Here is a 1,235-nt window from a genome sequence, read left to right on the forward strand (position 1 = left end):
AGAGGCGTGCCCGGTCTTCTACGACACCGCCCGCCTGGAGTTGCTGGACTGGGAGCAGTCCGCCCTGTCGGACACGCCGCGCCGTGCCGGGTCGGTGTCCTGGGGCAACCTGTTCCCGCGCGTGATGGTCGAGGCGCACCTCCGCGACCGGCGCACCGGACACGACCTGCTCGTGCTCAACACGCATCTCGACCCGCTCTCGGCCCGGTCCCGTCTGCGCTCCGCCCGGACCGTGCTGGACGCGGTCGTCGCCCGGGGCCTGCCGACCGTCGTGACGGGGGACCTCAACGCGGGCCCGCAGAGCGCGGCGGTTCGCGAACTGCTCTCGGACGGGACACTGGTGGATAGTTGGCGAGTCGCCCGCGCCCGGCACAGCGAGCAGTGGGGGACCTACGCCGACTACCGGCGGCCGCGGCGGGACGGCACCCGGATCGACTGGATCCTCACCACGCCCGGCCTCACCGTCACCGACGCCGCGATCAATCCGCTCCGCCACGAGGGCGGGTGGCCGTCGGATCATCTGCCGGTGCACGCCGTGGTGGCGCGTCCGGGCGCCCCCGCCGCCCCCGCCGCCCCGGGCGGTGAGGCGCACAATGGAGTGCGAGGCGACGCGCGAGACGAGGAAGGGGCCCGGCGGACGTGATCGACAACTTCCTGCGACCCGCCGGGAGCGGGGCACAGAAGGTGGCGGACGCCCTTCGCGTGCTGGGTGTCCTCAGCGTGGTGCTCGCACTGCTCCTCCACGGACTCACCGACGCGGCCATCGTCGCGTTCGCCCTACCCGGTCTCATGCTGCCCCGCTTCCTCGGGATGCGCGCGTGGGCGGACACCGCAGTGTCGGTCACCCTGCTCGTGGCGGCGTGGAGCAACGTCGTCGACCTCTACCGCACCATCTGGTGGTGGGACATCCCGATCCACTTCCTGCTGGCCGGCGCCCTGTCGGTGGTGGCCTACCTGTTCTGCGCCCACCGCGGGATCGTGCGAGCACCCGGCACCCGCGGGTTCACCGTCACCGGCGCGGTCGTCCTCACCACGGCGTTCGGGCTCGCACTGGGCGCGCTGTGGGAGATGGTCGAGTGGTTCGGCTACGCCTACCTCACCGACGACATCTACGTGACCTACGAGGACACCGTCGGCGACCTGGCGGCAGGCGGACTCGGCGCGGCGCTCGCCGGCGTCCTCATGGCCCGTGGCCCCGGGCTGCTGCTCCCCGCGGCCACGTCGCCCGCCCGGCC

The 1,235-nt window shown here is 73.2% G+C and carries 2 protein-coding genes; both read left to right on the top strand.

The genetic code is table 11. From position 1 onward, the window contains the following. Positions 1 to 643: endonuclease/exonuclease/phosphatase family protein (locus tag G6030_RS14220; RefSeq protein ID WP_182643570.1), on the top strand; the 643-nt coding region annotated here is incomplete at its 5' end. After that, positions 640 to 1,235, top strand: a 596-nt coding sequence (locus tag G6030_RS14225) for a hypothetical protein (protein ID WP_182643571.1), incomplete at its 3' end; no start/stop codon positions are given. The genes G6030_RS14220 and G6030_RS14225, both read left to right, overlap by 4 nt.

Source organism: Dietzia sp. E1 (assembly GCF_014145015.1).
Classification (GTDB): domain Bacteria; phylum Actinomycetota; class Actinomycetes; order Mycobacteriales; family Mycobacteriaceae; genus Dietzia; species Dietzia cinnamea_A.